This window comes from Parviterribacter kavangonensis, from assembly GCF_056863335.1.
The window spans coordinates 2,477,056-2,501,029 of the sequence record NZ_JBXPJA010000001.1 but is presented as its reverse complement, the minus strand read 5'-3'; the positions used below and the strand labels follow the sequence as shown (position 1 = coordinate 2,501,029).

The window sequence follows — 23,974 nt, the reverse complement described above, 5'->3', positions numbered from 1 at the left end:
CTACGGTGGTCCGCCCGGTCGCCCTTCAAGGGACGGCTCGAAGGTGCCGATGGCTAGGTCAGCCGCCGGGCACCGCAAGATCCCCCGGTTCCGACCGTTACCGCTTCCCTGAATGACTCTTCAGCTGGGCATCCTGCTCGCGCTTCTCTGCGCATTCGCCTCGAACGTCGCGTTCTTCTTCAAGCACCGCGGCGCATGCGAGGCGTGCGCCGTCGACATCCGCCATCCGCTCCGCTCGGCGAAGTCCCTGTGGAGCTCGAAGTGGTTCGCCGTGGGCATGCTCCTCGGCGGCGGCGCCTGGATGCTGCATGTCGCCGCGATCAGCCTCGCCCCGCTGTCGATCGTCCAGGCCGTCCTCTCCGGCGGCGTCGCGCTGCTGGCCGTCATGGCGGAGCGCATGTTCGGCCTGACCACCACGCCGCGGCAGTGGTGGGGGCTCGCGCTCACGGCGCTCGGCCTGATCCTCCTCGGCTTCACGCTCCCCGGTAGCGAGGGCTCCAGCTCGACGTTCTCGACGCCGGCGCTCGTCGCCTTCGAGCTCGGCCTCTTCGGCGTCGGCGGCCTGCTCATCATGGGCCCGGCCATCGGGGCCAAGAGCGAGCACCACGGCGTCATGCTCGCCGCCGCCTCGGGCATCCTCTTCGGCGTCTGCAACGTCGCCGTCAAGGCGCTCACGGGCATCGTCGGCGACGCCGGCGTCCTCGGGCTCATCACCCCGTGGACCGCGATCGCCGTCGCCGGCTCCGTCGCCGCCTTCTACGCGTCGGCCCGCTCGCTTCAGGACGGCGACGCGGTGCCCGTCATCGCGATCACCGGCACGGCCGCGAACATCAGCTGCATCGCGGGCGGCATCATCGTCTTCGGCGACCCGATGCCCGGCACGGCCCTCGGCATCGCCGTCCAGGCGCTCGCCTTCGTGCTCGTCATCATCGCCTCCGCGCTCACGCCCGCGCCGGTCCGCGCCGCCGAAGCCGGCGCCGCGCCCGCCCGCGCCTAGCGCACCCGCAGACGCTTCAGTCCGGGCCCGTCCGTATATGGTCGGGCGACATGGCCATTCAGACGACGGAGGCGTCGCTTCAGGACCTGGCGCGCCGCCACCTCTGGCTGCACTTCAGCCGCATGGGCGCGTACGCCGAGGGCGCCGAGGTCCCGATCATCGTCCGCGGCGACGGCTGCCACGTCTGGGACGAGCACGGCAACCGGTACTTCGACGGTCTGAGCGCGCTCTTCTGCGTGAACATCGGCCACGGACGGGCCGACGTGGCGGAGGCGGGCTACCGCCAGGCGCAGGAGCTCGGGTTCTTCACGAACTGGTCCTACGCGCACCCGCGCGCGATCGAGCTCGCCGCCCGGGTCGCGGGCCTGGCGCCCGGCGACCTCAACCGCGTCTTCTTCACCAGCGGCGGCGGCGAGGCGGTCGAGTCGGCGATCAAGCTCGCCCGCCAGTACCACAAGCTCACCGGCCATCCGAACAAGACGAAGGTGATCGCGCGCGAGATCGCCTACCACGGCACGACGCTCGGCGCCCTGACCGCGACCGGCATCACGTCCCTGCGCGCGCCGTTCGAGCCGTTCACGCCCGGCGGCTGCCACGTGCCGAACACGAACCAGTACCGGCTCAAGCCCGGCTACGGCCTCGAGACGCTGGCGGAGGCGATCGCCGAGCGGATCGAGTTCGAGGGGCCGGAGACCGTCGCCGCGGTGATCATGGAGCCCGTCCAGAACGCCGGCGGCTGCTTCACCCCGCCCGAGGGCTACTGGCAGCGGGCCCGCGAGATCTGCGACCAGTACGACGTGCTCCTGATCTCCGACGAGGTCATCTGCTCCTGGGGCCGGCTCGGCGAGTGGTTCGGCGCCCAGCGCTACGGCTACCAGCCGGACATCATCACGACGGCGAAGGGCATCACCTCGGCGTACGCGCCGCTCGGCGCCGTCATCGCCTCGGACCGCGTCTTCGAGCCGTTCGGCGAGGGGCAGGCGTCGTTCCTGCACGGCTTCACGTTCGGCGGCCATCCGATGGCCTGCGCGGTCGCGCTCGCGAACATCGACGTCATGGAGCACGAGGGCGTCATCGAGAACGTGCGCGAGAACGAGGGCGCCTTCGCGGCGATGCTCGACTCGCTGCGCGACATCCCGATCGTCGGCGACGTGCGCGGCGCCGGCTACTTCCGGGCGATCGAGCTCGTCAAGGACCAGGACACGAGGGAGTCCTTCGACGACGACGAGTCCGAGTGGCTCCTGCGCGACTTCCTGTCGAGCGAGCTCTTCCGCCGCGGGCTCATCTGCCGCGCGGACGACCGCGGCGACCCGGTGATCCAGCTGTCCCCGCCGCTCATCGCGGGGCCCGAGCACTTCGACGAGATCGAGGGCGTGCTTCGCCCCGTGCTGGAGGAGGCTTCCCGTCGCATGCACACCGAGCACCACACCACCGAGCCCGTCCGCCTGAGGCGCGAGTCATGAAGGTCGGCGTCCCCACCGAGATCAAGACCGACGAGCACCGCGTCGCGATGACGCCGTCCGGCGTCCGCGAGCTCGTCGACCGCGGCCACGAGGTCTTCATCCAGGAAGGCGCGGGGGAGGGGTCGGCGATCGAGGACGCCGACTACGTCGCCCAGGGCGCGAGCATCCTGCCCGACGCCGACGCGGTCTTCGCCGAGGCGGAGATGATCGTGAAGGTCAAGGAGCCCCAGCCGGCCGAGGTCGCCCGGCTCGAGCCGCGCCACCTGCTCTTCACGTACCTGCACCTCGCCCCGGACGCCGAGCTGACGCGCGGCCTCGTCGAGTCGGGCGCCACGTGCATCGCCTACGAGACGGTGGAGGACCGCGGCGGGCGCCTGCCGCTGCTCGCCCCGATGAGCGAGGTCGCGGGCAAGATCGCCACCCAGGCGGGCGCGTTCATGCTCGAGAAGCCGATGGGCGGCCGCGGCGTGCTGCTCGGCGGCGTGCCGGGCGTGGCGGCGGGCCGGGTGATGATCATCGGCGGCGGCGTCGTGGGCATCAACGCGGCGGTCATCGCCATCGGCATGGGCGCCGAGGTCTACGTCCTGGACCGCAACATCGACCGCCTGCGCGAGGTCGAGATCCTCCTGAACGACCGCGCGTCGACCGTCTACTCGTCCACGCTCGAGATCGAGCAGCTCCTCCCGCAGGTCGACCTCGTCATCGGCGCGGTGCTCGTGCACGGGGCCAAGGCGCCGAAGCTCATCTCGCGCGACCAGCTCGGCCTCATGAAGAAGCACGCGGTGCTCGTCGACGTCGCGATCGACCAGGGCGGCTGCTTCGAGACGTCGCGGCCGACGACGCACACGGACCCGACCTACGAGATCGACGGGATCACCCACTACTGCGTCGCCAACATGCCGGGCGCGGTGCCGGTCACGTCGACCTACGCCCTGACCAACGCGACCATGCCGTACGTGGTCAAGCTGGCCACCGACGGGGTGCACCGGGCCCTCGGCTCGGACCCCGGCTTCATGCTCGGCCTGAACGTCGCCGGCGGCAAGGTCACGTACGAGCCGGTGGCGCGCGACCAGGGCCTCGAGTTCACGCCGCCGGGCGACGCGCTGGGCGCTCTGGCGGCCTGATCCGGGCTGCTAGGCTGGCGGACCGCATGCCCACGACCTCGCAGCTGATCCGCAAGGGACGCCACCCGAAGTCCAAGAAGCTGGCCACGCCGGGCCTGAAGTCCGGCAAGGGCCGCAAGAAGAAGGTCGCCGCTCCCCAGCGGCGCGGCGTCTGCACTCGCGTCTACACCACCACGCCGAAGAAGCCGAACTCGGCCCTTCGCAAGGTGGCCCGCGTGCGCATCTCCGGCGGCATCGAGGTCACGGCCTACATCCCCGGCGAGGGCCACAACCTGCAGGAGCACTCCGTGGTGCTCGTGCGCGGCGGCCGCGTCAAGGACCTGCCGGGCGTGCGCTACAAGGTGGTCCGCGGGACGCTCGACGCCGCCGGCGTCAGCGACCGCAAGAAGGCCCGCTCGCAGTACGGCGTGAAGAAGAAGTAGCCATGCCCCGCCGCGCTGCAGCCCAGATCCGGCCGATCGAGCCGGACCCCGTCCACCGCTCGCGCCTGGTCACCCAGGTCGTGAACAAGGTCATGCTCGACGGCAAGAAGAGCACGGCCGAGCAGATCGTCTACGACGCCCTCGCCATCCTCGGCGAGCGCACGGGCAAGGATCCCATCGAGGCCCTCGAGCAGTCGATCAAGACGCTCACCCCGGTCCTCGAGGTCCGCTCCCGCCGCGTCGGCGGCGCGACCTACCAGGTCCCCGTCGAGGTCCCGCCGCGCCGCGCCCGCACCCTCGCGGTCCGCTGGCTCGTCGAGTTCGCGCGCCAGCGCCGCGAGAAGACGATGGCCCAGCGCCTCGCGAACGAGCTGCTCGACGCGAACAACCAGCAGGGCGGCGCGTACAAGCGCAAGGACGACATCTACCGCATGGCGCAGGCCAACAAGGCCTTCGCCCACTACCGCTGGTAGTGGCGGCGCGGCCCCCGCGCCGCGCCTTCCTCTAGGTCTCCTTCGTCCGCGCCGGCTGCATCAGCATGAGGCCGCCGGCGACGACGAGCAGCATCCCGCCGATCGTCTCGACGTAGAAGCCGATGGCGGGCTTGGCCTGCGCGCTCTCGTAGCGCTCGCCGTACAGGCCCTCGTCGAGCGCGTCGGGCAGGTCGACCGTGAACGCGACGATCACGATCACGAGCCCGATGAGGGCGAGGGCGATCATCGCCGGCCTCGCGCCGCGCAGCGCGCCGAGCGCCATCGGGACGGCCGCGAGGCCCAGGAGGAGCATCGCGACGGAGTGCTTGTCGAAGCCCGTCTGGCTGTCGAGCGTCGTCTGCCCGGTGGTGACGTGGAGGATGTCGAGGAAGCTCGAGATCGCCGTCAGGAACGCGCCCAGGAACGCGATTCCGACCAGTCCACGGAGTACGTTCGTGGGCCGCCCTCCGGCGCCCCGAACAGCCCCGGATCTGCTGCTATGCTCCTCAGTCGCTTCGGGAGCCGACGCGCTCATGCGCGCCCGCCCGACAGCACCTCAGCAGGCAATGGAGACCTCGACCACATAGGGCTCGGCGCACGCAAGGACGACGTACGCGCGCGGGCCCGATCGGGCCCGTTGTTCGTTCTCCGGCCGTCCACCCAAGCCACTCTCAAAGCTTCCCCACACTCCACTTCATGCCCCGCAAGTTCCCGCTCGACAAGACCCGCAACATCGGCATCATGGCGCACATCGATGCCGGCAAGACCACGACGACGGAGCGCATCCTCTACTACACGGGGCGCACCTACAAGATCGGCGAGGTCCACGAGGGCGCGGCCACGATGGACTGGATGGAGCAGGAGCAGGAGCGCGGCATCACGATCACGTCCGCGGCCACCACTGCCCAGTGGAACGACCATCGGATCAACATCATCGACACGCCCGGCCACGTCGACTTCACGGTCGAGGTCGAGCGGTCGCTGCGCGTGCTCGACGGTGCCATCGCCCTGTTCGACTCCGTCGCCGGCGTCGAGCCGCAGTCCGAGACGGTCTGGCGCCAGGCCGACAAGTACTCCGTCCCGCGCATCGCGTTCATCAACAAGATGGACCGCATCGGCGCGGACTTCGCCGGCTCGGTGAAGACGATGCACGACCGCCTCGGCGCGAACGCCGTGCCGGTCCAGCTGCCGATCGGCTCCGAGGGCGACTTCGCCGGCATCGTCGACCTCATCGGCATGAAGGCCATCCGGTACCTCGACGACCTCGGCAAGGAGCAGGAGATCGTCGACATCCCGGCCGACATGCAGGAGGAGGCCGAGGCCGCGCGCGAGGAGCTCATCGACGCCGTCAGCCACTTCGACGACGAGCTCGCCGAGGCGTACCTCGAGAACGGCGACGTCGAGAAGGAGCAGCTCAAGGCCGCGATCCGCAAGGCGGTGCTCGCCATCGAGCTGACGCCGGTCTTCTGCGGCTCCGCGTTCAAGAACAAGGGCGTCCAGCCCCTGCTCGACGCGGTCATCGACTACCTGCCGAGCCCGCTCGACGTGCCGCCGGTCAAGGGCGTCGAGGTCCTGCGCGGCGGCGTCGACGGCGACGAGATCGAGCGTCCGGCCGACGACAGCGCGCCGTTCGCCGCGCTCGCGTTCAAGATCATGGCCGACCCGTTCTTCGGGAAGCTCACGTACTTCCGCGTCTACTCGGGCAAGCTCGAGGCCGGCTCGCGCATCCTCAACGTCACGACCGGCAAGACCGAGCGCATCGGGCGCATCCTCGAGATGCACGCCAATGAGCGCAAGGACATCGACGAGATCTACGCGGGCGAGATCGCCGCGGCGGTCGGCATCAAGCAGGTCGTCACCGGCGACACGCTGTGCGCGCCCGACAAGCCCGTCCGCCTGGAGACCATCGACTTCCCCGAGCCGGTCATCAAGGTGGCCGTCGAGCCGAAGACGAAGGTCGACCAGGAGAAGATGGCCACCGCGCTCCAGCGCCTGGCCGAGGAGGACCCGACCTTCCAGGTCGCCACGAACGAGGAGACCGGCCAGACCGAGATCTCCGGGATGGGCGAGCTGCACCTCGAGATCCTCGTCGATCGCATGAAGCGCGAGTTCAAGGTCGAGGCGAACGTCGGCCGCCCGCAGGTCTCGTACCGCGAGACCATCAAGGGCACGGCGCAGAAGGTCGAGGGCCGCTTCGTCAAGCAGACCGGCGGCTCGGGCCAGTACGGCATCGTCTACATCGATCTCGAGCCGGCGCCCGGCGAGGGCTTCGACTTCGTCAACAAGATCAAGGGCGGGTCGATCCCGACCGAGTTCATCCCCTCGGTCGAGAAGGGCATCGAGGAGGCGCTCGACTCGGGCGTCAAGGCCGGCTACCCGCTGGTCGACGTGCGCGCGACGCTCGTCGACGGCAAGTACCACGAGACCGACTCGTCGGAGATCGCGTTCAAGATCGCCGGCTCGCTCGCCCTGGCCGAGGCGGCCAAGCGCGCGAAGCCGATCCTGCTCGAGCCGATCTTCGCCGTCGAGGTCGTCACGCCCGAGGAGTACCTGGGCGACGTCATCGGCGACCTCTCGAAGCGGCGCGGCCGCGTCGAGGGCCAGGACCGGCGCGGCAACGCCCTCGCCGTCACGGCCAAGGTGCCGCTGTCGGAGATGTTCGGCTACGCGACCGACCTGCGTTCGTCCACCCAGGGACGGGCGACCTACACGATGCAGTTCGACAGCTACGACGAGGTCCCGCCCAACATCGCCGAGAAGGTCGTCGGCGAGCGCGGCGGCGACGCGACGGCGGCTTGAGCCCAGCCTTAGTACCTTCCAAGAGTTCTAGATCCGCAGAGGAGAATCCCCCAGTGGCCAAGGAGAAGTTCGAGCGCAACAAGCCGCACGTCAACGTCGGCACGATCGGTCACATCGACCACGGCAAGACGACGCTGACTGCTGCCATCACGAAGGTCCTGTCGGACACGTACGGCGGCCAGGCGCGCTCCTTCGAGGAGATCGACAACGCTCCGGAGGAGAAGGAGCGTGGCATCACGATCGCCACGTCGCACGTCGAGTACGAGACTGAGAACCGTCACTACGCGCACGTCGACTGCCCGGGCCACGCGGACTACGTGAAGAACATGATCACGGGCGCCGCGCAGATGGACGGCGCGATCCTCGTGGTCTCGGCGGCGGACGGCCCCATGCCCCAGACGCGCGAGCACATCCTGCTCGCCCGCCAGGTCGGCGTGCCGTACATCGTCGTGTTCCTCAACAAGGCCGACATGGTCGACGACGAGGAGCTCCTCGAGCTCGTCGAGGTCGAGGTCCGCGACCTGCTCAGCGAGTACGAGTTCCCGGGCGACGACATCCCGTTCGTCACCGGCTCGGCGCTGAAGGCGCTCGAGGGCGACCCCGAGTACACGCAGAAGATCCTCGATCTCGCCGAGCAGCTCGACACCTACATCCCGGAGCCCGAGCGCCCGCTCGACCGCCCGTTCCTGATGCCGGTCGAGGACGTCTTCTCGATCACCGGCCGCGGCACCGTCGCGACCGGCCGCATCGAGCAGGGCGTCATCACCACCGGTGAGGAGGTCGAGATCGTCGGCATCACCGACACGACGAAGACCGTCGTGACGGGCGTCGAGATGTTCCGCAAGATCCTCGACCGCGGCGAGGCCGGCGACAACGTCGGCTGCCTCCTCCGCGGCACGAAGCGCGAGGAGATCCAGCGCGGGCAGGTCCTCTGCAAGCCGGGCTCGATCACCCCGCACACCAAGTTCAAGGCCGAGGTCTACGTCCTCAAGAAGGAGGAGGGCGGCCGTCACACGCCGTTCTTCACCGGCTACCGGCCCCAGTTCTACTTCCGCACGACGGACGTCACCGGCTCCGCTCAGCTCCCCGAGGGCGTCGAGATGGTCATGCCGGGCGACAACGTCGCGATGGACATCGAGCTGATCCAGCCGATCGCCATGGACGCGGGCCTGCGCTTCGCGATCCGCGAGGGCGGCCGCACCGTCGGCTCCGGCGTCGTGACCGAGATCGTCCAGTAGGGATCGAGGAACGACACCACTGACTGCTAGGGGGCGGGTCGAGTCGACCCGCCCCCACTAGCGCCCAGAGACACCATGGCAGGACTCGCCCAGAACAAGATCCGGATCCGGCTCAAGGCCTACGACCACTCGGCCATCGAGACGGCGGCGAAGGACATCGTCGACACCGCCACGCGCACCGGCGCGACGGTGAGCGGCCCCGTGCCCCTGCCGACCGAGAAGAACGTGTACGCGGTCATCCGCTCGCCGTTCAAGGACAAGGACTCGCAGGAGCACTTCGAGATCCGGACGCACAAGCGGCTGATCGACATCCATCAGCCGACTCCGAAGACGGTGGACTCGCTCCAGCGTCTCGACCACCTTCCCGCCGGCGTCGACATCGAGATCCGGCTCGCCTAGACCATGCCCGCCATCCTCGCCAAGAAGCTCGGCATGACCCAGCTGTTCCAGGAGGACGGCCGGGTGGAGCGCGTCACCGTGCTCGAGGCCGGCCCGTGCCCGGTGACCGGCATCCGCACGTTCGAGCGCGACGGCTACGAGGCCGTGCAGCTCGCCTTCGGCGCGACGCGTGAGAAGCAGCTGTCGAAGGCCGAGCTCGGCCACCTCAAGAAGGCCGGCGCCCCGCCCATGAAGCACGTCGTGGAGTTCCGCGACCACGCCGGCGAGTGGCAGGTGGGCGACACCGTCACCGTCGAGGCGTTCGAGGCCGGCCAGAAGGTCAAGGTCTCCGGCACCTCCAAGGGCAAGGGCTTCCAGGGCGGCATCAAGCGCCACGGCTTCTCCCGCGGCCCCGTCAGTCACGGCTCGCACAACGTCCGCGCTCCCGGCTCGATCGGCGCGTCCGCGACCCCGTCGCGCGTGCTTCCCGGCCAGCGCATGCCCGGCCAGATGGGCAACAAGCGCATCACGCAGCCCGGGCTCGAGATCGTCCGCATCGATGCCGAGCAGAACCTGCTCGTCGTCCGCGGCGCGGTCCCCGGTCCCCGCAACGGCATCGTGGAGGTGCGCACCGATGGCTAGCGCTCCGATCCTCGGCGGCTCGAAGAAGGCCGACCTCGACGACAACGCGTTCGGCCAGAGCTTCAACGGCCCGCTCGTGCACGAGTCCGTGCGCGCGGAGCTGGCGGCGCGCCGCCGGGGCACGCACTCGACGAAGACGCGCGGCAACGTCCGCGGCGGCGGCGCGAAGCCGTGGCGCCAGAAGGGCACCGGCCGTGCCCGCGCCGGCTCGTCGCGCTCGCCGATCTGGACCGGCGGCGGCACGGTCTTCGGGCCGCAGCCGCGCAAGTACACCTTCAAGGTCAACCGCAAGGAGCGCCGCGCGGCGCTGCGCAGCGCTCTGTCGCTGCACGCAGAGCGCGGCTCGATCGCGGTCTTCGACCCGGCGCCGTTCGACACGCCGTCGACGAAGCAGGCCGTCCAGCTCCTCGGGGGCTGGGACGCGGCTGCGACGCCGACGCTGGTCGTGCTCACCGACGCCGAGGCGAAGGTCGCGTACTCGTTCCGCAACCTCGACCGGACGTCGGTGCTGCCGGCGGGCGCCGTCGGCGTCGCCGACCTCGTCGGCGCGGCCGCGGTGCTGGTGTCGCAAACGGCGCTCGACGAGCTCACGAGGAGGGCGACGAGCTGATGGACGCCTCCCAGGTCGTCATCCGTCCCGTCGTCAGCGAGAAGAGCTACGTGCTGGCGAGTGCGGACAAGTACACGTTCCGCGTCCACCCGGACGCGCACAAGACGCAGATCCGGCAGGCCGTCGAGAAGCTCTTCGACGTCACCGTGGTCGACGTCCGCACGATGAGCGTGAAGTCGAAGCCCAAGCGGCGCGGCTACACCAGCGGGCGCACCCGGGCGTGGAAGAAGGCCATCGTCCAGGTCAAGCCGGGCGACACGATCCCGATCTTCCAGGGCCTGCAGGGCCTCGAGGAGGGCTAGTCCCACATGCCCATCCGCAAGCCCAAGCCCACCAGCCCGGGCCTCCGCTTCGTCTCGTACCCCGACTTCTCGGAGATCACCAAGACCAAGCCGGAGAAGTCGCTCACCGAGGGCCTGACGAAGTCGGGCGGCCGCAACTCGCGCGGGCGCAAGACCGCGCGTCACCGCGGCGGCGGCGCCAAGCGCCTCTACCGCCGGATCGACTTCAAGCGCCGCAAGGACGGCGTGCCCGCTCGCGTCGCCGCGATCGAGTACGACCCGAACCGCACCTCGTACATCGCGCTCCTGCACTACTCCGACGGCGAGAAGCGCTACATCATCGCGCCGAACCGCCTGCGGGTGGGCATGACCGTCATGAGCGGGCCCGACGCGCCGATCGACATCGGCAACTCGCTGCCGCTCGGCCGGATCCCCACCGGCACCGTGGTGCACGCGGTGGAGCTGCAGCCGGGCCGCGGCGCCCAGCTGGGCCGCTCGGCCGGCACGGGCATCCAGCTCATGGCGAAGGAGGGCGACTACGCCACCCTGCGCCTGCCGTCGGGCGAGATGCGGATGGTCCGCACGGATTGCCGCGCGACCGTCGGCGTCGTCGGCAACGCCGACCACCAGAACGTCAAGATCGGCAAGGCCGGCCGCAAGCGTCACCTGGGCGTCCGCCCGCAGACGCGCGGCACGGCGATGAACCCGGTCGACCACCCGCACGGCGGCGGCGAGGGCTCGACGACCCCCGGTCGTCACCCGGTCACCCCGTGGGGCGTGCCGACGCTCGGGTACAGGACCCGCAAGAAGAACAAGCCGTCGGACCGCTACATCGTGCGCGGCCGCCGGCGTGGCAAGGGCAAGCGCTAGACATGAGCCGTTCGAGCAAGAAGGGGCCGTGGGTCGAGGAGCGCCTGATGGCGCGCATCGATTCGATGAACTCCTCCGGCACCAAGCAGATGGTCAAGACCTGGTCGCGGACCTCGACGATCTTCCCGGAGATGGTCGGTCACACGATCGCCGTCCACGACGGGCGCAAGCACATCCCCGTGTTCGTCTCCGAGGCCATGGTCGGTCACAAGCTGGGCGAGTTCGCGCCCACGCGGACGTTCCGCGGGCACGCGGGCTCGGGGAAGGTGCGGTAGCCATGGCGAAGGACGCCGGCACCAAGATCGACCAGCCTTCGGACCAGGAGGGCAAGGGCACCCCCGCCAAGGAGGAGCTCGAGACCCAGCAGGCCGCGCAGGCCGCCGCCGAGCAGAAGGCGCAGGCGTCCGCCGAGGCTCCGGCCGAGGAGAAGCCGAAGCCCAAGCGCAAGCCGGCCGCCAAGAAGGCGGAGGGCACCGCTGCGGCCGAGACCGGCGTCGACAAGGACGCCGCCGAGGCCGGCGCGACCGGCGCCGAGGCGACGGAGGAGAAGCCGAAGCCGCGTTCGCGCGCGAAGAAGGCCGACGAGCCGACGGCCGAGGCCGAGGAGAAGCCGAAGACGCGCCGCAAGCCGGCCGCCAAGAAGGACGAGGCCAAGCCGGCCGCCGCCCCGAAGGCCGAGAAGCGCCGCAACGGCGATCAGCTGGTCACGGTCCGCGCCCACGCGAAGTACGTCCGCACGAGCGCCCGCAAGGCGCGGCTCGTCGCCGACCACGTGCGCGGGAAGTCGGTCCAGGAGGCGCGTTCTATCCTGGCGTTCTCGCCGCGCTCGGTGGCCGAGGACTGGCGCAAGGTCCTCGAGTCGGCCATCGCCAACGCCGAGCACAACCACGACCTCGTGGGCGACGACCTGCGCGTCCTCAACGCCACGGCGGACGAGGGTCCGACCCTCAAGCGCTTCCAGCCGCGCGCGATGGGCCGCGCGACCCGGATCCGCAAGCGCACCAGCCACCTCACGATCACGCTCACGCCGAAGGACTGACGAACTCATGGGACAGAAGGTTCACCCCGAGAGCATGCGCGTGGGCTACATCCACGACTGGAAGTCGAACTGGTTCACGGAGCGAAACTTCGACGACTACCTCGCCGAGGACGTCCACATCCGGGACCACATCCTCAACAAGCTCTCGCATGCCGGCCTCTCGGACATCACGATCCGCAAGGACGCGAACGAGGTCGAGGTCAACATCCACACGGCCCGGCCGGGCATCGTCATCGGCAAGTCGGGCTCGGAGGTCGACGCCCTGCGGCGCGACCTGCATCGGATGACCGGCAAGTCGATCAAGGTCAACATCCTCGAGATCAAGCGCCCCGAGCTCGACGCGAAGCTCGTCGCGCAGTCGATCGCCGAGCAGCTGCAGAACCGCGTCGCCTTCCGCCGCGCGATGAAGCGCGCGCTCACCAGCGCGATGCGCTCGGGCGCGAAGGGCTGCAAGATCCAGGTCTCCGGCCGCCTCGGCGGCGCCGAGATGGCCCGCACGGAGATGTACTCGGACGGCCGCGTGCCGCTCCACACGCTCCGCGCGGACATCGACTACGGCTTCTGGGAGGCCCGCACCACCTTCGGCCGCATCGGCGTGAAGTGCTGGATCAACAAGGGCGAGATCATGCCCGAGGGCTTCACCGGCGTGGACCTCACCGAGATGGACGCCCCGTCGACGCAGCGCGACGACCGCGACGGCCGCGACGGCCGTGGCCGCGGGCGTGGGCGCGGCGGCGATCGCGACGGCGGCGGCCGCGGCCGTGGCCGTGGCGGCCCGGGTGGCCCCGGCGGTCCCGGTGGCCGCGGCGGTCGCGGTGGCGGCGGCGGCGGTGGCCGTGGCGGCTTCGGCGGCGGTCCGGGCGGCCGTGGCGGCCGCGGCGGCGGTGGCGGCGGCTACGGCGGGGGAGGTCGCTAGATGCTCTCCCCGAAGCGCGTCAAGCACCGCAAGCAGCACCGCGGGCGCAAGCCCGGGCTGTCGCGTGGCCAGACGGTCGTTCAGTTCGGCGAGTACGGGATCAAGGCCCTCGAGGCCGGCTGGATCACGAACCGCCAGATCGAGGCCGCTCGTATCGCGATGACCCGCAAGATCAAGCGTGGCGGCAAGGTGTGGATCAACGTCTTCCCGGACAAGGCCTACACGAAGAAGCCGGCCGAGACCCGCATGGGCTCCGGCAAGGGCTCGCCCGAGGGCTGGGTCGCCGTGGTCAAGCCGGGCCGCGTCATGTTCGAGCTGGCCGGCGTGCCCGAGCCGCTCGCCCGTGACGCCATGCGCCTCGCGATCCAGAAGCTCCCGATCAAGGCGAAGTTCGTCACCCGCGAGGAGACCGAGGGGGTTGCCGCATGAAGCCCCGTGAGCTGCGTGAGCTCGAGGACAAGGACCTCCTCGACCACATCCGTACCCAGCGCCGCGAGATGTTCGGCCTGCGCTTCTCCCACGCCACCGGCGAGCTGGAGAACACGGCGGGCATGCGGACGGCCAAGCGCGACCTCGCGCGCGCGCTGACGATCGCGCGCCAGCGCGGAGTGAAGGTGGACTGATGGAGACCCCCGAAGAGAACCCCGAGACGACCGAGGACACGGTCGAGGAGACGACGGAGGCCGTCGAGGCCGCCGAGGCCGGCACCACTGGTGAGGCCGAGGCCGCTCCCGAGGCCGAAGAGGCCGCTCCCGCCGCTGCTGCGGTCTCCAAGAAGGAAGAGCGCGCCGCGAAGAAGCAGGCCGCTGCCTCCGCGCGCAAGCCGCGCACGAAGGAGGAGCGGCAGGCCGAGCGCGTCGAGGAGCGCCGCAAGAAGGCCGTCGCCCGTCGTCGTCGCCGCCTGCAGGAGCGCGAGAAGGCCCGAGCCAACCGGACGGAGGTCCCCCCGACCCCGCCGGTCGAGCACGAGCACGGCGCCAAGAAGGTGCGCCAGGGCCTCGTCGTGTCCGCCAAGCCGGACAAGACGATCACCGTGCGCATCGACTCCGCCCGCCGGCACCGCCGCTACGAGAAGATCGTCCGCTCGTCCACGACGCTGCACGCGCACGACGAGAGCAACGACGCCAACGAGGGCGACACCGTGCGGATCATCGAGAGCCGCCCGCTCTCGAAGACGAAGCGCTGGCGCCTCGATGAGGTCCTGGAGCGCGCGAAGTGATCCAGAACGAGTCACGCCTCCGCGTCGCCGACAACACCGGCGCCCGCGAGATCCTCGTGATCCGCGTGGTGGGCGGCTCGCGGCGTCGCTACGCGTCGGTCGGCGACATCATCACCGCCACCGTCAAGCAGGCGACGCCGCAGGGCAACGTGAAGAAGGGCGAGGTCGTCCGCGCGGTCGTCGTGCGCACGAAGAAGCCCTTCGGGCGCGAGGACGGCACGTACATCGGCTTCGACGAGAACGCCGCCGTGATCATCGACGCCCAGAACAACCCGCGCGGCACGCGCATCTTCGGGCCGGTGGCCCGCGAGCTGCGCGAGCGCAACTTCATGAAGATCGTCTCCCTGGCCCCCGAGGTCCTCTAGGAATGTCTGCGAACCGACCTTCTAAGCTGAAGATCAGGCGCGACGACCAGGTGATCGTCATCTCCGGCAAGGACCGTGGCAAGACGGGCAAGGTCCTCCGGGTGGAGCCCAAGAACGAGCGCGTGTTCGTCGAGGGGCTCAACATCGTCAAGCGCCACCAGCGGCCGCGTCCCGGCTCGACCGACCCCGGCGGGGTCATCGAGAAGGAAGGCCCGATCCACGTCTCCAACGTCATGCTCATCGACCCCAGCGACAACAAGCCGACCCGCGTGGGCATCACCCGCGACGGCGGCGACCGCCATCGCACGGCGCGTCGTACGGGCAACCGGATCGACTGATGGCTGCGCGTCTCAAGGAGCGGTACCTCGAGGAGATCAAGCCGGCGCTGATCGAGCGCTTCGGCTACTCGTCCTCGATGCAGGCGCCGAAGGTCGAGAAGGTCGTCCTCAACATGGGCGTCGGCGAGGCCAAGCAGGACTCGAAGATGCTCGACGCCGCGCAGGAGCAGCTGGCGACGATCGCGGGGCAGAAGCCGAACATCCGGCGCGCCCGCAAGTCGATCGCCCAGTTCAAGCTGCGCGAGGGCATGGCCGTCGGCATCTCGGTGACGCTGCGCGGCGAGCGCGCGTACGAGTTCCTCGACCGGCTGATGTCGGTCGCCGTGCCGCGGATCCGCGACTTCCGCGGGCTGAACCCGCGCTCGTTCGACGGGCGCGGCAACTACACGATGGGCGTGCGCGAGCAGATCATCTTCCCGGAGATCGACTACGACGCCGTCGACCAGGTTCGCGGCCTCGACGTCACGATCGTGACGTCGGCCCAGACGGACGGCGAGGCCTTCGCGCTGCTCGAGGCGCTGGGCATGCCGTTCTCGCGGGAGAACCGTCCCGCGTTCGCACAGACCCCCGAGACCGAGGCTGCCTAGCCATGGCCAAGACGTCCCAGCGCGTGCGCCAGGCACGCGGCTCCAAGTTCAAGACGCGCGAGTACACCCGCTGCCGCCGCTGCGGCCGGCCGCGCGCCGTGTACCGCAAGTTCGGCCTGTGCCGGATCTGCCTGCGCGAGCTCGCCCATCAGGGCTTCATCCCCGGCATGACGAAGTCGAGCTGGTAGATGACGGACCCGATCGCAGACTTCCTCACGCGCATCCGCAACGCGATCACGGCCGCCCACGAGACGGTCGAGATCCCGTCGTCGAAGCTCAAGCGCGAGATGGCCCGCATCCTCACGGAGCAGGGCTACATCCAGGGCTTCGACGTCGAGGCGCCCAACGCCGACCATCCCGGCGAGGTCATCAAGGTGCGGCTCAAGTACACGGACGACCGTCGCTCGGCCATCACGGGCCTGCGCCGCGTCTCGCGTCCCGGCCAGCGGCACTACGTGCCCGCGCCGGCGATCCCCAAGGTCCAGGGCGGCCTGGGCACCGCGATCATGTCGACGTCCAAGGGCGTCATGACCGGCCACGACGCCCGCCTCGAGAAGGTCGGCGGCGAAGTCGTCGCGGAGGTCTGGTAGCGCATGTCCCGTATCGGCCGCAAGCCCATTCCGGTGCCTGACGGGGTGACGGTCAAGGTGGAGCCCGAGGTGGTCCACGTCACCGGCCCGCGCGGCGCGCTCAGCGAGCGCAAGAACCGCGACATCGGCGTCGAGCAGGAGGACGGCCAGCTGGTCGTCACCCGCCCGACCGACCGCGGTGAGCATCGCGCCCTGCACGGCCTGACCCGTTCGCTCGTCGCGAACATGGTCACCGGCGTGACGCAGGGCTTCGAGAAGCGTCTCGAGATCCAGGGCGTCGGCTACCGCGCGCAGCTCAAGGGCAAGAACCTCGAGCTCGCGCTCGGCTACTCGCACCCGGTCCCGATCGAGGCCCCGCAGGGCATCGAGTTCGAGGTGCCGCAGCCCACGCGCATCGTCGTGAAGGGCATCGACAAGCAGCTCGTCGGCGAGATCGCCGCGAACATCCGCAAGCAGCGCCCGCCGGAGCCCTACAAGGGCAAGGGCATCCGGTACGAGGGTGAGTACGTCGCCAGGAAGGTCGGTAAGCGCGCATGAGCATCGTCACCAAGGAAGCGCGCCGCCTCAAGCGGCGCCGCCGGGTGCGTGCCAAGGTGCGCGGCACCGCGGCGCGACCCCGCATCAGCGTCTTCCGCTCCAACAAGGGGCTCTTCGCCCAGCTCATCGACGACGAGCGCGGCCACACGCTGGCCGCCGTGCAGTGGACCGAGTCGGACCTGCGCGGGCTCAAGCCGATGGAGCAGGCGGCGCAGGCCGGCAAGCTGCTGGCCGAGCGCGCGAAGGCCGCGGGCATCGAGCGCGCCGTGTTCGACCGCGGCGGCTACCAGTACCACGGGCGCGTGAAGGCGTTCGCCGAGGGCGTTCGCGAGGGAGGCGTCGCCGTATGAGCCAGAAGCACCAGGCCATCGACCGCTCAGTGAGCCCCGTCGGGCTCGACCTGCAGGAGCGCGTCGTGGAGATCAACCGCGTCGCGAAGGTCGTCAAGGGCGGCCGTCGCTTCTCGTTCACCGCGCTGGTCGTGGTGGGCGACGAGCGCGACGTCGTCGGCGTCGGCTACGGCAAGGCCCGCGAGGTCCCGCTCGCCATCCAGAAGGGCGTCGAGCAGGCCAAGAAGAACCTCTTCCGCGTGCCGAAGCACGGGTCGACGATCACGCACCCGTCGCTGGGCGTCTACGGCTCCGGCCGCGTGCTGCTCAAGCCGGCCTCGCCCGGTACCGGCGTCATCGCCGGCGGCGGCGTGCGCGCGGTGCTCGAGCTCGCCGGCCTGCACGACATCCTGTCCAAGAGCCTCGGCTCGCAGAACCCGATCAACCTCGTCAAGGCGACGGTCGCGGCGCTCGAGACGCTGCGCAAGCCCGAGGAGGTCGCGGAGCTGCGCGGCCTGTCGGTCAACCGCGTGCTCGGCCTGACCGACCAGACCGCCGCCGCGGCGGAGGAGACGCCCGAGGCACCGGCCGAGGAGTCGGAGGCCGAAGAGGTGACGGCATGAAGGTGACCCAGGTCAAGTCGAAGAACGGGGCCAACCACGCTCAGCGTGAGACCCTGCGCTCCCTCGGCCTGCGTCGCATCGGCCACACCGTCGAGGTGAAGGACAACGAGCAGACCCGGGGCATGATCCACCGGGTCCGGCACTTGGTGAAGACGGATGGCTGACGAGAAGACCGAGAAGACGGAGACGGCTGAGACGAACGGGCGCATCGGCCTGCACTCGCTCAAGCCGGCCCCCGGCTCCCGCAAGGCGCGCAAGCGCGTCGGGCGCGGCGAGGGGTCGAACGGCGGCAAGACCGCCGGCCGCGGCCAGAAGGGCGCGGGCTCGCGCTCCGGCTCGAAGGACAAGTCGACGTACGAGGGCGGCCAGATGCCGCTCCACATGCACGTGCGCAAGCTCCGCGGCCCGACGAAGAAGATGTCGATGCCGTTCGAGCCGTTCCGGACGCACACGCAGCCGATCAACCTCTCCGACCTCGAGGATCGCTTCGAGGCCGGCGCCGAGGTGACCCCGGAGGCGCTGCGCGAGAAGGGCCTGGCCAAGCGCAAGGGCATCGACGTCAAGGTCCTCGGCAAGGGCGAGCTGACCAAGGGGCTCACCGTCCACGCCCACGGCTTCTCCGCGTCCGCGCGCGAGAAGATCGAGGCCGCGGGCGGGACCGCCGTGGTCATCGGCGCGACCGCCGACACCGCGTCCGAGTAACAACCACTACTCTGGGCCGCCGCCCATGCTGTCGACGATCCTCAAGGCCTTCACCGTCGGGGAGATCAGGAAGAAGCTCGCCTTCACCGGCGCGCTGCTCGTGATCTACCGGCTCGGCGCGCACATCCCCGTGCCGTCGATCAACACCGATGCGGTGGAGGCGGTCCAGGAGCAGTTCGGGGGCTCGAACATCCTCGGGTTCCTGAACCTGTTCAGCGGCGGCGGGCTGTCCCGCATCGCGCTGTTCGCGCTCGGGATCATGCCGTACATCACGGCCTCGATCATCCTGCAGCTCCTGACGGTCGTCGTGCCGTCGCTCGAGAAGCTGCAGAAGGAGGGCGAGGTCGGCCAGCAGCGCATCACGCAGTACACGCGCTACCTGACCGTGGGCCTCGCGTTCGGCCAGGCGATCGGCTACGTCTTCCTCTTCAAGTCGTTCACCGCGTCGGCCGGCACGCCGCTCATCTCGAACTTCGACGCGCCGACGGTGTTCCTCATCGTCACCTGCCTCACCTGCGGCTGCGTGCTCGTCATGTGGCTGGGCGAGCTGATCACCCAGCGCGGCATCGGCAACGGCATCTCGCTGATGATCTTCGCGTCGATCGTGTCGAGCCTGCCGAACGGCGTGCAGGCCTGGTGGACGAACCCGGACCCGGTCTTCAAGGTGATGATGCCCTTCCTCGCGCTCGGCGTGATCGCGGCGATCGTCTTCGTGCAGGAGGGCCAGCGCCGGATCCCGATCCAGTACGCCAAGCGCGTCATCGGGCGCCGCATGTCGAGCGGCGGGCAGACCTACCTGCCGCTGCGCGTGAACATGGCCGGCGTCATCCCGGTCATCTTCGCCGCGTCGATCATGGCGTTCCCGCCCACGATCGGGCAGCTGCTCAACAGCAACGCGGGCAACGACTTCGCGAACTTCTTCTCGCCGAACGGGTGGGCCTACATCGTCGGCGAGACGATCATGATCATCCTCTTCACGTACTTCTACACCGCGGTCACGTTCAACCCGGTGGACCAGGCGGACAACCTGAAGAAGTACGGCGGGTTCATCCCCGGCGTCAGACCCGGCCGCCCGACGGCGGAGTTCCTCGATCGTGTGCTCGCGCGCCTGACGTTCCCCGGCGCCCTCTACCTCGCCGCGGTCGCCGCGCTCCCGACGATCCTCATCAACCAGACCTCGGCCAACTTCTACTTCGGCGGTACCTCGCTGCTGATCGTCATCGGCGTCGCGCTCGACACGATGAAGCAGCTCGAGGCCCAGCTGATGATGCGCAACTACGAGGGCTTCCTGAAGTGAGCGAGCTCAACCTGATCCTCCTCGGCCCGCCCGGGGCCGGGAAGGGGACCCAGGCGGAGCGGCTCGAGGAGGACTTCCACCTCCCGTACATCGCGACGGGCAACATGCTCCGCGAGGCGGTCGCCAACGAGACCGAGCTCGGGAAGAAGGCCCAGTCGTACATGGACGACGGCAAGCTCGTCCCGGACGAGCTGATCATCGACATGATCCTCGTCTGCGTCGAGCGCGACGACTCCAAGGATGGCTTCCTGCTCGACGGCTTCCCGCGCACCGTGGCCCAGGCCGAGGCGCTGGACGAGGCGATCTCCAAGCTCGACCGCAGGCTGAGCGCCGCGCTGCTCATCGAGGTGCCCGACGACGTGATCATCAAGCGGATCACGGGCCGGCGGGTGTGCTCGAAGGAGGGCCACGTCTACCACGTCGAGTCCAACCCGCCGAAGCACGACGGCGTCTGCGACATCGACGGGTCGAAGCTCATCCAGCGCAAGGACGACTCGCCCGAGACGGTCGAGAAGCGGCTGCGGGTCTACCACGAGGAGACCGAGCCGATCGTCGAGCACTACGACGCCAAGGGCGTCCTCAAGCGCTTCGACGGCACGCGTCCGCCCACCGAGGTGCACGACCGCCTGCGCGCCACCATCGCGACGCTGCGCCTCGAGGACGAGATCTAGCCCCGGATAGGATCTTCGGCGTGATCGTCCGCAAGTCCCCCGCCGAGATCGAGAAGATGGCCGCGGCGGGCGACGTCCTCGTCCGGTGCCACAAGCTGCTCGAAGGCAAGGTCCGGCCGGGCGTCACGACGAAGGAGCTCGACGAGGCCGCCGAGCGCTTCATCCGCTCGCAGGGCGCGGTGCCCTCGTTCAAGGGCTACCGCGGGTTCCCCGGCTCCATCTGCGCGTCGCCGAACCACATGGTGGTCCACGGGATCCCGGGGCCGTACGAGGTGCGCAAGGGCGACGTCCTGTCGATCGACATCGGCGTGACGCTGGACGGCTGGGTGGCCGACGCGGCGCGCACGTACGCCGTCGGCCCGGTGTCGCCGATCGCCGAGAAGCTCCTGGAGGTCACGCAGGAGTCGCTCTTCAAGGCCGTCGAGCAGTGCCGGCCGGGCAATCGCCTCGGCGCCGTGTCGAACGCGGTGCAGACGTACGTCGAGTCCAACGGGCTCAGCGTCGTGCGGTCGCTCGTCGGCCACGGCATCGGGCGGGAGATGCACGAGGACCCGCAGATCCCGAACTACGGGCCCGTCAACAGCGGTCCGCTGCTCGAGGACGGGATGGTCCTCGCCGTCGAGCCGATGGTCACCGCCGGCCGTCACGCCGTCCGCATGGGCGACGACCACTGGGCGATCTACTCTCAGGACGGGTCGCTCGCCGCCCACTTCGAGTTCACCATCGCGGTGACCGCCGATGGCCCGCGTATCCTCACTCCCTGGCACGAGGATCGCTCCGCCGCTGCCGCCTGAGAGGGCGTGCTATCTTCGTTGGTCGCGCTCTGGTCGCCGTTTCGGCGTGCGCCGCGCACCCTCTTCGTTCGTCCTCCGAAAGGCAGCATGAAGGTCCGACCGTCGGTCAAGCCGATGTGCGAGAAGTGCAAGATCATCCGTCGCCATGGGGCGATCCTGGTGATCTGCTCGAACCCCCGGCACAAGCAGCGTCAGGGGTAGATCGTGGCGCGCATCGCAGGCATCAACATCCCCTTGAACAAGCGGGCCGAGATCGGCCTGACGTACATCTACGGCATCGGTCAGTCGACGGCGCAGAAGCTGCTCGACGACTCGCGCATCTCGCGTGACACGTACGTGCGCGACCTCACGGAGGACGAGATCGGCCGCCTGCGCGACGCGATCGACCGCGAGCTGACGGTCGAGGGCGATCTGCGCCGCGAGCGCTCGCAGTCCATCAAGCGCCTCATGGAGATCGGCTGCTACCGCGGCCTGCGCCACCGGCGCGGCCTCCCGGTCCGCGGCCAGAACACCAAGACCAACGCGCGCACCCGCAAGGGCCCGAAGCGCATGCAGGTCGCCGGCAAGAAGAAGGCGGGCAAGAAGTAGTGCCCGCCCCTCGCCGCCCCCAGCGGGGCCGCCGCAAGCCGAAGAAGAACATCCCGGTCGGCCAGGCCCACATCAAGACGTCGTTCAACAACACGATCGTGTCCCTCACCGACCGCGAGGGCAACGTCATCGCTTGGGAGTCCGCCGGCGGCGCCGGCTTCAAGGGCTCGCGCAAGTCGACGCCGTTCGCCGCGCAGGTGACCGCCGACTCGGCCGCCCGCAAGGGCATCGAGCAGGGCCTGCAGAAGGTCGAGGTCTTCGTGAAGGGCCCGGGCTCGGGCCGCGAGACCGCGATCCGGTCGCTCCAGGCCGCCGGCCTCGAGGTCACGAGCGTCAAGGACGTCACTCCGCAGGCCCACAACGGGTGCCGCCCCCGGAAGCGCCGGCGCGTCTGATGGCTCGAGATCATTCCCCCCAGTGCAAGCAGTGCCGTCGTGAGGGTCAGAAGCTCTTCCTGAAGGGCGAGCGCTGCCTGACCGACAAGTGCGGCATCGAGCGCCGCGCGTACCCGCCGGGCGACCACGGCCGTGGCCGCCAGAAGCAGAGCGAGTACCGCGTGCAGCTCCGCGAGAAGCAGAAGGCCCGCCGCTACTACGGCGTGCTCGAGAAGCAGTTCCGGATCTACTACGACAAGGCCTCGCGCCAGCCGGGGATCACGGGCGAGAACCTGCTCACCATCCTCGAGTCGCGTCTCGACAACGTGCTCGTGCGCCTCGGCTTCGCCGGGTCGCGCCGCCAGGCCCGCCAGCTCGTGCGCCACGGCCACTGGACGGTCAACGGCCGTCGCGTGGACATCCCGAGCTACCAGGTCAGGGCCGGCGACGTCATCGCCTTCAAGGCCGGCAGCTCCGCCGAGCCGGTCATCCGCGACGCCACCGAGCTCACCGCCCAGGTGCCGGCGTGGCTGCAGGCGGATCACGACTCGCTCACGGCGAAGGTGCTGCGCAAGCCGGAGCGCCGCGAGATCGCGGCCCCGGTGCAGGAGCAGCTCATCGTCGAGCTGTACTCGAAGTAGACCGACCAGTTTCCCAACCCGCGCCGCGGGCCCGGCCGCCTCTTGGCCCCCGGCGCGTGTGACACGACCGAAGGACCTCCCGATGCTCGACTTCCAGATCCCTCGCATCACCAGCGAATCCGTCGAGGACAATCGTGGCTCGTTCGTCATCGAGCCTCTCGACCGTGGCTTCGGCTACACGTTCGGGAACTCGCTGCGCCGCGTGCTGCTCTCGTCGCTCGCCGGTGCCGCCGTCACGAGCGTCCGGATCGAGGGCGTCGCGCACGAGTTCTCGACGATCACGGGCGTCACCGAGGACGTCACGGACATCGTCCTGAACCTCAAGGGCGTGGTGTGCCGGATGCACTCCGACGCGACCGAGGTCGAGGCGCCGCTCGTCGTCACCGGTCCGGGTGAGGTCACCGCGAAGGACATCGACCTGCCCGCCGGCGTCGAGGTCCTCAACCCCGACGTCCACATCGCGACGCTCGAGAAGAAGACGAAGCTCGAGATGTACATGACGATCGGGCGCGGCCGCGGCTACCGCCCGGCCGAGGACAACAAGTCGCCCGACCAGCCGATCGGCGTCATCCCGATCGACTCGATCTTCTCGCCGGTCCGCCGCGTGGCGTACTCGGTCGAGGGCGCCCGCGTCGGCCAGCGCACCGACTACGACAAGCTGACGCTCGACATCGAGACGGACGGCTCGATCGAGCCGGTCGCCGCGCTCCGCGAGGCCGCCGAGATCCTCATCTCGCAGCTCGCGATCTTCACCGACCCCGAGCGCGTCGAGGACCTCCGTGCCGGCCCCGGCGGCCAGCTCGACGGCGCCGCGGTCAACGGCCCGGCGGCGGTCGGCGCCGGCGGCGGCGCTCCCGGCCCGATGCACGACATCCTCATCGAGGAGCTCGAGCTCGGCGTCCGCTCGTACAACTGCCTCAAGCGCGCGGGCATCCAGACCGTCGGCGACCTCATCTCGAAGTCCGAGAGCGAGCTCGCCGCGATCCCGAACTTCGGCAAGAAGTCGATCGACGAGGTCGTCGAGACGCTCCACGCGCGCGGTCTCGACCTCCGCGAGGACTGAGCTC

The 23,974-nt window shown here is 69.8% G+C and carries 37 protein-coding genes; 36 read left to right on the top strand and 1 reads right to left on the bottom strand.

What is annotated here, in order from left to right; genetic code table 11:
• Positions 1 to 112 precede the first annotated feature (112 nt).
• The 5 genes from AC1UE4_RS12850 to rpsG are packed head-to-tail and all read left to right on the top strand — an operon-like array spanning position 113 to position 4,479.
• Complete coding sequence (locus AC1UE4_RS12850; RefSeq protein WP_482917624.1) at positions 113 to 997, top strand: hypothetical protein; 885 nt, start codon at positions 113 to 115, stop codon at positions 995 to 997.
• Between the two features lie 50 nt (positions 998 to 1,047).
• Positions 1,048 to 2,460: an aspartate aminotransferase family protein gene (locus AC1UE4_RS12845; RefSeq protein ID WP_482917623.1), complete on the top strand. Its 1,413-nt coding sequence runs from the start codon at positions 1,048 to 1,050 to the stop codon at positions 2,458 to 2,460.
• Complete coding sequence (gene ald / locus AC1UE4_RS12840) at positions 2,457 to 3,584, top strand: alanine dehydrogenase (protein ID WP_482917622.1); 1,128 nt, start codon at positions 2,457 to 2,459, stop codon at positions 3,582 to 3,584. The genes AC1UE4_RS12845 and ald overlap by 4 nt, the downstream gene beginning before the upstream one ends.
• Positions 3,585 to 3,610: 26 nt before the next feature.
• Entirely contained in the window at positions 3,611 to 4,006 is a 396-nt protein-coding gene (gene rpsL, locus AC1UE4_RS12835) for a 30S ribosomal protein S12 (protein ID WP_482917621.1), read from the top strand.
• 2 nt (positions 4,007 to 4,008) lie between these two features.
• A complete protein-coding gene (rpsG, locus tag AC1UE4_RS12830; RefSeq protein ID WP_482917620.1) occupies positions 4,009 to 4,479 on the top strand; it encodes a 30S ribosomal protein S7 in 471 nt (156 codons plus the stop codon).
• Positions 4,480 to 4,510: 31 nt separating this feature from the next.
• On the opposite strand, the gene AC1UE4_RS12825 is transcribed toward rpsG, so the two are convergent.
• Positions 4,511 to 4,792: a hypothetical protein gene (locus tag AC1UE4_RS12825; RefSeq protein WP_482917619.1), complete on the bottom strand. Its 282-nt coding sequence runs from the start codon at positions 4,790 to 4,792 to the stop codon at positions 4,511 to 4,513.
• 383 nt (positions 4,793 to 5,175) lie between these two features.
• Here AC1UE4_RS12825 and fusA point away from each other — a divergent pair, with 383 nt between their 5' ends.
• The 31 genes from fusA to AC1UE4_RS12670 all read left to right on the top strand — a co-directional run bounded on the left by fusA (position 5,176) and on the right by AC1UE4_RS12670 (position 23,970).
• On the top strand, positions 5,176 to 7,278 hold the full coding sequence (gene fusA / locus AC1UE4_RS12820) for an elongation factor G (RefSeq protein ID WP_482917618.1): 2,103 nt from the start codon (positions 5,176 to 5,178) through the stop codon (positions 7,276 to 7,278).
• A gap of 53 nt (positions 7,279 to 7,331) precedes the next feature.
• A complete protein-coding gene (gene tuf, locus AC1UE4_RS12815; RefSeq protein ID WP_482917617.1) occupies positions 7,332 to 8,516 on the top strand; it encodes an elongation factor Tu in 1,185 nt (394 codons plus the stop codon).
• Between the two features lie 75 nt (positions 8,517 to 8,591).
• Positions 8,592 to 8,915, top strand: a complete 324-nt coding sequence (rpsJ, locus tag AC1UE4_RS12810; protein WP_482917616.1) for a 30S ribosomal protein S10 — start codon at positions 8,592 to 8,594, stop codon at positions 8,913 to 8,915.
• A 3-nt stretch (positions 8,916 to 8,918) separates the two neighbouring features.
• Positions 8,919 to 9,536 (top strand): 50S ribosomal protein L3, encoded by a 618-nt coding sequence (rplC, locus tag AC1UE4_RS12805; protein WP_482917615.1) that lies wholly within the window; start codon positions 8,919 to 8,921, stop codon positions 9,534 to 9,536.
• Positions 9,529 to 10,146, top strand: coding sequence for a 50S ribosomal protein L4 (gene rplD, locus AC1UE4_RS12800; protein WP_482917614.1), 618 nt, complete (start codon positions 9,529 to 9,531; stop codon positions 10,144 to 10,146). Before rplC ends, rplD begins: the two co-directional genes overlap by 8 nt.
• Complete coding sequence (gene rplW, locus AC1UE4_RS12795) at positions 10,146 to 10,448, top strand: 50S ribosomal protein L23 (protein ID WP_482917613.1); 303 nt, start codon at positions 10,146 to 10,148, stop codon at positions 10,446 to 10,448. Before rplD ends, rplW begins: the two co-directional genes overlap by 1 nt.
• Positions 10,449 to 10,454: 6 nt before the next feature.
• A complete protein-coding gene (rplB, locus tag AC1UE4_RS12790) occupies positions 10,455 to 11,297 on the top strand; it encodes a 50S ribosomal protein L2 (RefSeq protein WP_482917612.1) in 843 nt (280 codons plus the stop codon).
• 2 nt (positions 11,298 to 11,299) lie between these two features.
• Positions 11,300 to 11,572 carry a 30S ribosomal protein S19 gene (gene rpsS, locus AC1UE4_RS12785; RefSeq protein WP_482917611.1) on the top strand — a complete coding sequence of 91 codons (273 nt, stop codon included), beginning with the start codon at positions 11,300 to 11,302 and terminating at the stop codon, positions 11,570 to 11,572.
• Between the two features lie 425 nt (positions 11,573 to 11,997).
• Positions 11,998 to 12,336, top strand: coding sequence for a 50S ribosomal protein L22 (gene rplV / locus AC1UE4_RS12780; protein WP_482918240.1), 339 nt, complete (start codon positions 11,998 to 12,000; stop codon positions 12,334 to 12,336).
• 7 nt (positions 12,337 to 12,343) lie between these two features.
• Positions 12,344 to 13,252, top strand: coding sequence for a 30S ribosomal protein S3 (rpsC, locus tag AC1UE4_RS12775; protein WP_482917610.1), 909 nt, complete (start codon positions 12,344 to 12,346; stop codon positions 13,250 to 13,252).
• Positions 13,253 to 13,681 carry a 50S ribosomal protein L16 gene (gene rplP, locus AC1UE4_RS12770; protein ID WP_482917609.1) on the top strand — a complete coding sequence of 143 codons (429 nt, stop codon included), beginning with the start codon at positions 13,253 to 13,255 and terminating at the stop codon, positions 13,679 to 13,681. It abuts the gene before it with no gap.
• On the top strand, positions 13,678 to 13,875 hold the full coding sequence (gene rpmC / locus AC1UE4_RS12765) for a 50S ribosomal protein L29 (protein ID WP_482917608.1): 198 nt from the start codon (positions 13,678 to 13,680) through the stop codon (positions 13,873 to 13,875). Before rplP ends, rpmC begins: the two co-directional genes overlap by 4 nt.
• A 362-nt stretch (positions 13,876 to 14,237) precedes the next feature.
• Positions 14,238 to 14,471, top strand: a complete 234-nt coding sequence (gene rpsQ, locus AC1UE4_RS12760) for a 30S ribosomal protein S17 (RefSeq protein ID WP_482918239.1) — start codon at positions 14,238 to 14,240, stop codon at positions 14,469 to 14,471.
• Positions 14,468 to 14,836: a 50S ribosomal protein L14 gene (gene rplN, locus AC1UE4_RS12755; RefSeq protein ID WP_482917607.1), complete on the top strand. Its 369-nt coding sequence runs from the start codon at positions 14,468 to 14,470 to the stop codon at positions 14,834 to 14,836. Before rpsQ ends, rplN begins: the two co-directional genes overlap by 4 nt.
• A 2-nt stretch (positions 14,837 to 14,838) precedes the next feature.
• Complete coding sequence (rplX, locus tag AC1UE4_RS12750; protein ID WP_482917606.1) at positions 14,839 to 15,174, top strand: 50S ribosomal protein L24; 336 nt, start codon at positions 14,839 to 14,841, stop codon at positions 15,172 to 15,174.
• The gene (gene rplE, locus AC1UE4_RS12745) at positions 15,174 to 15,761 is read left to right on the top strand and encodes a 50S ribosomal protein L5 (RefSeq protein ID WP_482917605.1); all 588 of its coding nucleotides are present in this window, start codon (positions 15,174 to 15,176) and stop codon (positions 15,759 to 15,761) included. The genes rplX and rplE overlap by 1 nt, the downstream gene beginning before the upstream one ends.
• Positions 15,762 to 15,763: 2 nt before the next feature.
• Complete coding sequence (locus tag AC1UE4_RS12740) at positions 15,764 to 15,949, top strand: type Z 30S ribosomal protein S14 (RefSeq protein ID WP_482917604.1); 186 nt, start codon at positions 15,764 to 15,766, stop codon at positions 15,947 to 15,949.
• Complete coding sequence (rpsH, locus tag AC1UE4_RS12735; RefSeq protein WP_482917603.1) at positions 15,950 to 16,351, top strand: 30S ribosomal protein S8; 402 nt, start codon at positions 15,950 to 15,952, stop codon at positions 16,349 to 16,351.
• 3 nt (positions 16,352 to 16,354) lie between these two features.
• Positions 16,355 to 16,888, top strand: a complete 534-nt coding sequence (rplF, locus tag AC1UE4_RS12730) for a 50S ribosomal protein L6 (protein ID WP_482917602.1) — start codon at positions 16,355 to 16,357, stop codon at positions 16,886 to 16,888.
• The gene (rplR, locus tag AC1UE4_RS12725) at positions 16,885 to 17,238 is read left to right on the top strand and encodes a 50S ribosomal protein L18 (protein ID WP_482917601.1); all 354 of its coding nucleotides are present in this window, start codon (positions 16,885 to 16,887) and stop codon (positions 17,236 to 17,238) included. Before rplF ends, rplR begins: the two co-directional genes overlap by 4 nt.
• Positions 17,235 to 17,840, top strand: coding sequence for a 30S ribosomal protein S5 (gene rpsE / locus AC1UE4_RS12720; protein WP_482917600.1), 606 nt, complete (start codon positions 17,235 to 17,237; stop codon positions 17,838 to 17,840). The genes rplR and rpsE overlap by 4 nt, the downstream gene beginning before the upstream one ends.
• On the top strand, positions 17,837 to 18,004 hold the full coding sequence (gene rpmD / locus AC1UE4_RS12715) for a 50S ribosomal protein L30 (protein ID WP_482917599.1): 168 nt from the start codon (positions 17,837 to 17,839) through the stop codon (positions 18,002 to 18,004). Before rpsE ends, rpmD begins: the two co-directional genes overlap by 4 nt.
• A complete protein-coding gene (gene rplO, locus AC1UE4_RS12710) occupies positions 17,997 to 18,542 on the top strand; it encodes a 50S ribosomal protein L15 (protein WP_482917598.1) in 546 nt (181 codons plus the stop codon). Before rpmD ends, rplO begins: the two co-directional genes overlap by 8 nt.
• 25 nt (positions 18,543 to 18,567) lie before the next feature.
• Positions 18,568 to 19,839, top strand: coding sequence for a preprotein translocase subunit SecY (gene secY / locus AC1UE4_RS12705; protein WP_482917597.1), 1,272 nt, complete (start codon positions 18,568 to 18,570; stop codon positions 19,837 to 19,839).
• Entirely contained in the window at positions 19,836 to 20,510 is a 675-nt protein-coding gene (locus tag AC1UE4_RS12700) for an adenylate kinase (RefSeq protein WP_482917596.1), read from the top strand. The genes secY and AC1UE4_RS12700 overlap by 4 nt, the downstream gene beginning before the upstream one ends.
• 20 nt (positions 20,511 to 20,530) lie before the next feature.
• A complete protein-coding gene (map, locus tag AC1UE4_RS12695; RefSeq protein ID WP_482917595.1) occupies positions 20,531 to 21,304 on the top strand; it encodes a type I methionyl aminopeptidase in 774 nt (257 codons plus the stop codon).
• 87 nt (positions 21,305 to 21,391) lie between these two features.
• The gene (gene rpmJ, locus AC1UE4_RS12690) at positions 21,392 to 21,505 is read left to right on the top strand and encodes a 50S ribosomal protein L36 (RefSeq protein WP_482917594.1); all 114 of its coding nucleotides are present in this window, start codon (positions 21,392 to 21,394) and stop codon (positions 21,503 to 21,505) included.
• Between the two features lie 3 nt (positions 21,506 to 21,508).
• Positions 21,509 to 21,892, top strand: a complete 384-nt coding sequence (rpsM, locus tag AC1UE4_RS12685) for a 30S ribosomal protein S13 (protein WP_482917593.1) — start codon at positions 21,509 to 21,511, stop codon at positions 21,890 to 21,892.
• Positions 21,892 to 22,287: a 30S ribosomal protein S11 gene (rpsK, locus tag AC1UE4_RS12680; RefSeq protein WP_482917592.1), complete on the top strand. Its 396-nt coding sequence runs from the start codon at positions 21,892 to 21,894 to the stop codon at positions 22,285 to 22,287. The genes rpsM and rpsK overlap by 1 nt, the downstream gene beginning before the upstream one ends.
• Positions 22,287 to 22,907 carry a 30S ribosomal protein S4 gene (rpsD, locus tag AC1UE4_RS12675; protein WP_482917591.1) on the top strand — a complete coding sequence of 207 codons (621 nt, stop codon included), beginning with the start codon at positions 22,287 to 22,289 and terminating at the stop codon, positions 22,905 to 22,907. The genes rpsK and rpsD overlap by 1 nt, the downstream gene beginning before the upstream one ends.
• Positions 22,908 to 22,989: 82 nt before the next feature.
• Entirely contained in the window at positions 22,990 to 23,970 is a 981-nt protein-coding gene (locus tag AC1UE4_RS12670) for a DNA-directed RNA polymerase subunit alpha (protein WP_482917590.1), read from the top strand.
• Positions 23,971 to 23,974: the final 4 nt, after the last annotated feature.